Annotated in this window: 7 protein-coding genes; 1 reads left to right on the top strand and 6 read right to left on the bottom strand. The window is 71.7% G+C overall.

Annotated elements, in window-relative coordinates:
- Positions 1-353, bottom strand: a 353-nt coding sequence (locus tag SACSA_RS25975) for an EamA family transporter (protein WP_408640272.1), incomplete at its 3' end; no start/stop codon positions are given.
- A gap of 326 nt (positions 354-679) precedes the next feature.
- Between SACSA_RS25975 and SACSA_RS0109985 the strand changes: the two genes are divergently transcribed.
- Positions 680-859, top strand: a complete 180-nt coding sequence (locus tag SACSA_RS0109985) for a DUF7455 domain-containing protein (RefSeq protein WP_028661743.1) — start codon at positions 680-682, stop codon at positions 857-859.
- A 130-nt stretch (positions 860-989) separates the two neighbouring features.
- Here the strand turns inward: SACSA_RS0109985 and SACSA_RS0109980 are convergent, their stop codons facing one another.
- The 5 genes from SACSA_RS0109980 to SACSA_RS0109960 form a co-directional block, all read right to left on the bottom strand.
- Positions 990-2159, bottom strand: a complete 1170-nt coding sequence (locus SACSA_RS0109980; RefSeq protein ID WP_019815527.1) for an ROK family protein — start codon at positions 2157-2159, stop codon at positions 990-992.
- 25 nt (positions 2160-2184) lie between these two features.
- Positions 2185-3612, bottom strand: coding sequence for a sugar ABC transporter permease (locus SACSA_RS0109975; RefSeq protein WP_019815525.1), 1428 nt, complete (start codon positions 3610-3612; stop codon positions 2185-2187).
- Positions 3613-3738: 126 nt separating this feature from the next.
- Positions 3739-4536, bottom strand: a complete 798-nt coding sequence (locus tag SACSA_RS0109970; RefSeq protein WP_019815523.1) for an ATP-binding cassette domain-containing protein — start codon at positions 4534-4536, stop codon at positions 3739-3741.
- A gap of 109 nt (positions 4537-4645) precedes the next feature.
- Positions 4646-5770: a sugar ABC transporter substrate-binding protein gene (locus SACSA_RS0109965; protein ID WP_019815521.1), complete on the bottom strand. Its 1125-nt coding sequence runs from the start codon at positions 5768-5770 to the stop codon at positions 4646-4648.
- Positions 5771-5895: 125 nt separating this feature from the next.
- On the bottom strand, positions 5896-7621 hold a 1726-nt coding region (locus SACSA_RS0109960; protein ID WP_048876600.1), incomplete at its 5' end, for a DEAD/DEAH box helicase.

Below are 7621 nucleotides of genomic sequence, written 5' to 3'. Positions count from 1 at the left end.
GCCCAGCGCACGTCGGCGATGGCGACCACTCCCGCGGTCACGAGCACGAGCGCGGCGATGTCGCGCGGGGTGCGGGAGCCGAGCGCGGCGACGAGGACGGGCCCGACGAACTCCAGCGCCACGGCCGTGCCCAGCGGCAGCCGGGCGATGGCTTCGTAGAACAGCACGTTCATTCCCGCCGTGACGACGCCGAACGTGGCGGCGAGCAGCAGGGCCCGACCGCGCCAGGACGCCCGCGACGGCCTGCGCCAGGCCAGCAGGATCAGCGCCGCGCCGAGGCAGCGCAGCCACGCGACTCCGGCGGGTGAGGCGACGTCGAACAGCCACACGGCCAGCGCCGCACCCACATACATCGAGATTCCGCTGAGAACGAACACCGCCGGGGCCGGAATGGTGTTCACTCCGCGTTTCAGGGCCGGGATCTTCACGCGGACGATCGTGCCTGACCACCGGTGACGCCCGGTCGGGCGGGCTCACCGGCCTGGTGGGCGGGGGCCCGGCGCCGGAGCCGGAGGGGACGTGACACGTCTCCCACGGCCCCGGGGAACACTTGCGAGGATCAAATCGTCTGCAACAGTGGAGGCAGCGAGCACCGCGATCGAGCGGGAGACGCGGAGAACGGTGGTCGCGGCTGAAATGATGGCATCGGCATGCGATGCCGGGACGGAGGGAGACTCCAATGACAACGACGACGCTCACCCGCCCCGAACTGACCGCTGCGGACCGTTGCGACCGTTGTGGGGCCGCAGCACAGATGCGTGCCGTGCTCCGCAACGGTGGAGAGCTGCTGTTCTGCGGCCACCACGGACGTGAGTACGAGGCCAAGCTCAAGGAGCTGGAGGCCGACATCCAGCGCTGAGCCGTCACCACAGCCGCGCGCGAGGGCGGGGACCCGGAAGGGGTTCCCGCCCTCGTCGCATTCGCACCCCGGACGTCACCGGGCCGCGGCCCGAGGCCGCGCGGCGGGCGCCGGACCGTGTCGAGGACCGTCAGACCATGTCGAGGACCGTCTCGAAGGCGGCCTCGGCGGCGCCGAGGAGCTTCACGTCCGGGCCCAGCGCCGACGTCCGCACCCGGACCCCGCCGAGCGCCCTGCTGACGAGGCTCCGTTCCCGCACGGCCCTGTCGATGTCGTCGAGCACCGGCGCGGGCAGCTCGGTGAACAGATCACCGAGCACGACCAGCTCGCCGCCGAAGAGGTTGACGATGTTGACCAGCCCGAGGGTCAGCCAGTCCGCCAGCTCCGCGAGCCTGCGCCGCGCGACGGCCGGTTCCGAGGCCAGGGCGTGCAGCTCGGCCACGACCGCGCCGCGCGGACTGTTCTCGGGCAGTCCGAGGGCGCGACAGAACGCCGCCTCGCCCACCTCCGTTTCCCAGCAGCCGGTGGTGCCGCAGTAGCACGGACGGCCGTTCGGGCGGACGGCCATGTGCCCGATCTCGCCGACGTAACCCGCGCCGCCCCGCAGCGAGGCGCCCTGGGCGATCACGCCACCCCCGACGCCGATGTCGGCGGAGACGAACACGACGTCCGGTGTGCCCGTGGCCGTGCCGCGCAGGTACTCGGCCAGGGCCGCCAGTTCGGCGTCGTTGCCCACCACCACGGGAACGGCCAGCGCGCTGGTCAGCCGCCTGCCGAGCGCGACGCCGGACCACCGCAGGTTCGGTGCCTCGTGCACATGGCCGTCGGCGCGTCGCACCACACCGGGAACGGACACACCACAGGCGACCGGCCGCACCCCCAGGTCGGTGGCCAGCGGCTCGGTGGACTCCACGAGCCGCGTCACGACCTCCTCCGGCTCGCGGGTGCGGCCGCGCAGGTTCCAGCTGTCACGGCCGAGGATCTGGCCGCCGAGACCCACCATCGCGAGCGCGACGTGCTCCACCCGCACGTCCACGGCGAGCACCACCGCGGCCTCCGGCTGCGGCAACACCAGCAGGGACGGTCTGCCCGCCTGCCTGCCGGGCCGCGGCACCCGCTCGGCGACCACCCCCGCCCTGGCCAGCCCGTCGACGAGCGTTTTGATCGTGCTGCGGTTGAGGCCGAGCTCGGTGGCCAGGCTCGCCCGCGTGGACGGGCCCGCCAGGTGCAACCGGCGCAGCAGACTGGTGCGGTTGTACCGGCGCACCTCGTCCGGGCGGGCCACGGGCGTGCTGGTCACGCGGGTAATGGTCGCATCGGTCCGCTCAGCGGACCGCGTTGCCCGCCCGCCGCCGGGACACGGCGTCCACGGTGGCGGCCAGCAGCAGCACCAGGCCGGTGACGATGGAGACCACGGCCGCGGGCTGTTCCAGCAGGCCCAGCCCGTTCGCGACGATGGCGAGCACCGTGCCGCCGATGACGGCGTCGGAGACCCGGCCCCGGCCGCCGAACAGCGACGCCCCGCCGATCACGGCGGCTCCGACCGCGAACAGCAGGGTGTTCAGCCCGCCCGCCTGCGGGTCGACCGATCCCACTTTCGAGGAGTACACCACCGCGCCGAGCGCGGCGACCGACGAGCACACCACGAACACGCTCGCCCGTACCCGGGTGACGTCGATGCCGGCACGGCGCGCGGCCTCCCGGTTGCCGCCGACCGCGTAGATGTGCCTGCCGTAGCGGGTGCGGTTGAGCACGTAGGTGCCGAGCACGAGCAGTCCGAGCACGATCGGCACCACGTACGGCACCCCGCTGATGACCACCGACGGGTTGGGCGAGCGGTTCACCGTGAGCAGGGCGGTGGCCACGGCGCCGAACACGGCCAGCGTGGCGACCTTGCACACCACCAGCGGTGTCGGCCGGGTGACCAGGCCCCGCCGGAGCCGCCGGAGGTGCCCGGTGAGGGTGGCCGCCGCGTAGCCGCCCGCCGCCACGGCGAACAACAGCCAACTGCCCAGGGTGGACAGGTTGCCGTTGGCGACGGCGTTGAGCACCGGCGAGGTGCTGATGCCCAGCACGCCACCCTCCCCGATGAACTGGAGGATCACGCCCTGCCAGGTCAGAAACAGCGCGAGAGTCACCACGAACGACGGCATGCCGATCCGCGCGACGAGGAAGCCGGTGATGCACCCGATCGCGGTGCCCACGCACAACGCGAGCAGGATCTCGACCCACGGGTTGGCGGCCAGCCCCGCGCCGGTGAGCACGACGCCGAGCAACGAGAGCACGGTGCCCGCCCAGATGCGCAGCACCGCCGCGAGCACCGCCGCCAGCACCAGCGCGGCGTTGAACAGCAGGAAGACCGTCGAGCCCATGCCGCCGAGCAGGTTGCCGTCCTCGACGTAGTGCATGGCGAGCACGGCTCCGGCCGCGCCCGAGGCCGTCCCGGCCGAGAGGTCGATCTCCCCGACGAGCAGGACGAACACGATGCCCATCGCGATGATGGTCTGTCCCGCCCCCTGCGCCAGCAGGTTCGCCACATTGTGCAGGGACAGGAAAACGTCGGACAGCATCGAGAACATCACCACGAGGGCGACGAGGCCGAGCAGCGCGGGCACGGAGCCGAGTTGGCCCGCCCGCAGCCGGGCGAGATAGTCACGCACGGCCTCGGAGGTCGACATCGCGGTGGTGTCGATGCCGAAGTCGGTGATCGCCGCGCCCGACGACGGCGGTGGCGCGGTGGGAGTCTGTGTCATGACGCGTCCTTGTCACGATGGGTGCGGGTCACGGGCCCGCCGGAGCGGGCAGAGCGGTGGTTGGGGCGCCGGCCCAGCCCGCGCACGAGCGGGCCTCGACGGGATCGACGGGCACGCCGCAGGCCTTCACAGCGCGGCGGTCTCCGGACGAGCCAGTCCCAGGTCACCGGAGCGGCCCGCCGTGATGAGTTCGACGACCTGGCCGTGGGTGACCTCCCGGGTCGGCACCTGCGCGGCCATGCGCCCGAGATACAGCACCGCGATGCGGTCGGAGACCTCGAAGACGTCGGCCATGTTGTGACTGATCAACATGACGCCGAGCCCGGTGTCGGCGAGCCTGCGCACGAGGTCGAGCACCTGGCGGGTCTGAGCGACACCGAGGGCGGCGGTGGGTTCGTCCAGCAACACGACCGTGCTGTCCCACAGCACCGACTTCGCGATGGCCACTGTCTGCCGCTGGCCCCCGGACAACGCGGACACCGGGGTGCGCACCGATTTGACGGTGCGCACCCCGAGCGAGGCCAGGGTCGACCGCGCCGCCTGCTCCATGCCCGCCTCGTCGAGCAGCCACGCGCTGCCGCGTTCCCTTCCCAGGAACATGTTGCCGACGACGTCGAGGTTGTCGGCCAGCGCCAGGTCCTGGTACACGACCTCGATGCCCAGGTCGGCGGCGTCCCGGGGGCCGCGGATGTGCACCGGTTGCCCCCGGAACAGGACCGTCCCCGAGTCGGCGGCATGGATTCCGGCGATGCACTTGACCAACGTCGACTTGCCCGCCCCGTTGTCGCCGACGAGAGCGGTCACCTCCCCCGCGGGCACGGTGAGGTCGATGTCGTGCAGGACGTGCACCGGGCCGAAGCTCTTGTTCAGGCCGCGCAGCGTCAGCGCGGGCTCCGGCGTGGTCTCGGGTGCGGGTTCGCTCATGGCGGGCTCCGGTCGGTCGTGCGGGGGGCGGTGATGATCGGGCCCGCTCAACCGGGGCCCGGGTGGCGAACGGGCCCACTCAGCCGGGCCCGGGGCGTGCGGGGCCGTTTCAGGTGATGCCCAGTTCGGCACACACGTCGGCCAGGTCCTCGGTGCAGACGTCGGCCGCGTCCACGTAACCCTCGTCGATGACGCGCTTGACGTTGTCCTTGGTGATCAAGTGCGGTTCGAGCAGCACGGACTTGACGTCGCGCCCGCCCCTGGGGTCCTCGGTGACGTCGTCGGCGAGCGCGTCCGCGGCGTCGGTGTCGCCGGTGGCGAGCGCCGCGGCCAGCTCGGCGGTGGCCTCGGCCTCGGCCTTGATGGGCTTGAACACGGTCATGTACTGGTCGCCCCGCAGGATGCGACGCAGGCCGTCCGGTGTGGCGTCCTGCCCGGTCACGGGCACGGCGCCGTTGAGCCCGTTCTTCCGCAGCACCGTGATGACCGCTCCCGCCAGGCCGTCGTTGGCGGCCACGACGCCGTCGACCGTGCCGCCGTTGGCGGTGAGAATCTGCTCGAAGGTGGTGCCGCCCCGCTGGTTGTCCCAGTTGTCGATGGGCTGGCTCTGCACCAGCTTGAGAGCACCGGATTCGTAGAGCGGGTCGAGGATGTTGCGCTGGCCCTCGTGGAACAGCGTGGCGTTGTTGTCGGTCGGAGCACCCTCGATCTCGATCACCTCGGCGCCCTGCTGTCCCTCCAGCGCCTCGGCGATGCCCTCGCCCTGCAGCTCGCCGACCCGGACGTTGTCGAACGAGACGTAGTAGTCGGAGCTACCGCCGAGGTTGAGCCGGTCGTAGTCGATCGTGGGGATGCCCGCGTTGTTGGCCTGCGCCGCGACCGCGCTGCCGACCTCGCTGTTGATCGAGGCGATGACGAGCACCTCGACGCCCTGGGCGATCATGCCGTCCGCCAGTGTCGTGAACTTCTGCACCTCGCCCTGGGCGTTCTGCACGTCCGGGTCGAAGCCCTCCGCGCGCAGCGCTTCCTCGAGCAGTGGCTTGTCGAAGCCCTCCCAGCGCGCCGACGAGGCGGTCTCGGGCAGGATCACGCCGACCTTGCCGAGCGGGGCCTCGCCCTGATCACCCTGCTCGTCGCCGCCCTCGGCCCCGCCGCCCGCGTTCGCCCCGCACGCCGTCAGTGTCACCGCCGCGCCGAGCGCGACCAGGCTTGTCGAGAATCTGTTGGTCCGCATCCGTGGCACCTTTCGGGATATGTTGCGGCGCACAACATATGCCCTGTGTCACACCCGGAAAAGACTGTATCGATTCAGCATCCAGGTACGCGTGCTCGCACCGGGAGCGGCGCAGAAGCGACGGCTCACCAGGAACGCAGGGTGGCGATCCGTTCCTCGAGCTGCTCGACCGTGGCCATCGCGGTCGGCGGGCCGCCGCAGATCCGGCGCAACTCGTTGTGGATCGCGCCGTGCGGTTTGCGGGTGCGGTGGTGGTAGAGCCCGACCAGGGTGTTGAGTTCCTTGCGCAGGGCCTTCAGCCGCTCGCTCACCGATCGCGGGCGCGGAGCGGGCGCCTGCTCCGTCGACCGCTCGTCGGTGGCCTGCTTCTTCCGCCGAGAGTCGGCGAGCTGCTCCTCCTGACGTTTGCGCAGCAGCGCCCGCATCTGGTCGGCGTCGAGCAGCCCCGGTAGGCCCAGGTAGTCCTGCTCCTCCTCGCTTCCGGAGAAGGTGGCCGTACCGAACGAGTTGCCGTCGTAGATGACCTGGTCCAGCTCGGCGGAGGCGCCAAGTGAGGTGAAGGCCTTCTCCTCCTCGCCGCGCTCGTCGTCGGTGCGGTTCGCGGCGACGAGCAGCTCGTCGTCCCAGCCTTCCTTCTCCCGGTCGGGCTTGCCGAGCACGTGGTCGCGCTCGGTCTCCAGCTCGCTGGCCAGCTCCAGTAGCACCGGAACGCTGGGCAGGAACACGCTCGCGGTCTCCCCCGGCGCGCGCGAGCGGACGAACCGGCCGATGGCCTGGGCGAAGAACAGCGGCGTCGAGGCACTCGTGGCATAGACGCCCACGGCGAGGCGCGGCACGTCGACCCCTTCCGAGACCATCCGGACCGCGACCAGCCAACGGTCCCGCGACTCGGAGAACTCCCCGATCCGCTTGGTGGCCTTCGGGTCGTCGGAGAGCACCACCACCGGCTTCTCCCCGCTGATGCGGGCGAGGATCGTGGCGTAGGCCTTCGCGGAGTCGTGGTCGGTGGCGATCACCAGTCCGCCCGCGTCGGGCATCCCGGCCGAGCGGAGCTGGGTCAGCCGCGTGTCGGCGGCCTGGAGCACCGAGGGAATCCACTCCCCCGCCGGGTCGAGCGCGGTGCGCCACGCCCGTGCCGTCTGTTCCGCGGTGAGCGGCTCGCCGAGCCGGGCGGTGAACTCGTCGCCCGCGCTGGTGCGCCACGACGCCTCCCCGGAATAGGCGAGGAACACCACGGGGCGCACCACGCCGTCGGCGAGCGCGTCGGCGTAGTTGTAGGCGTGGTCGGATTTGCTGCGCAGCGTGCCGTCAGCGTCCGGTTCGTAGGTGATGAAGGGGATCTGGGCGTCGTCGCTGCGAAACGGTGTCCCGGTCAGGGCGAGCCTGCGGACCGCGGGCGTGAACGCCTCGGAGACCGCGTCCCCCCACGACTTCGCGTCCCCGGCGTGGTGGATCTCGTCGAGGATGACCAGCGTCTTGCGGTTCTCCGTGCGCACACGGTGCAGGGTCGGGTGGGCCGCGACCTGGGCGTAGGTCAGCGCGACCCCCTGATAGTCCGGCGAGGTGACACCGGTGCCGTTGCTGAAGTTCGAGTCGATCGCGATCCCGGCGGCCTCGGCGGCGGCGGCCCACTGGTGCTTGAGGTGCTCGGTGGGCGTGACGATGGCGATCGCCTCGACGGTGCGGTCGGACAGCAATTCCGCGGCGACGCGCAGGCCGAAGACGGTCTTGCCCGCGCCGGGCGTGGCCACGGCCAGGAAGTCCTTCGGCTTGCGGCTCAGGTACCGGGTCAGCGCGCGACGCTGCCACGCGCGCAGCGGGCGGGCCGTCGCGTCGTGCTCCGGCTCGGGC

Origin of the sequence: Saccharomonospora saliphila YIM 90502 (genome assembly GCF_000383795.1) — a bacterium.
In the GTDB taxonomy this organism is placed as follows: Bacteria; Actinomycetota; Actinomycetes; order Mycobacteriales; family Pseudonocardiaceae; genus Saccharomonospora; species Saccharomonospora saliphila.
This window is presented reverse-complemented; position numbering and strand designations above follow the sequence as displayed.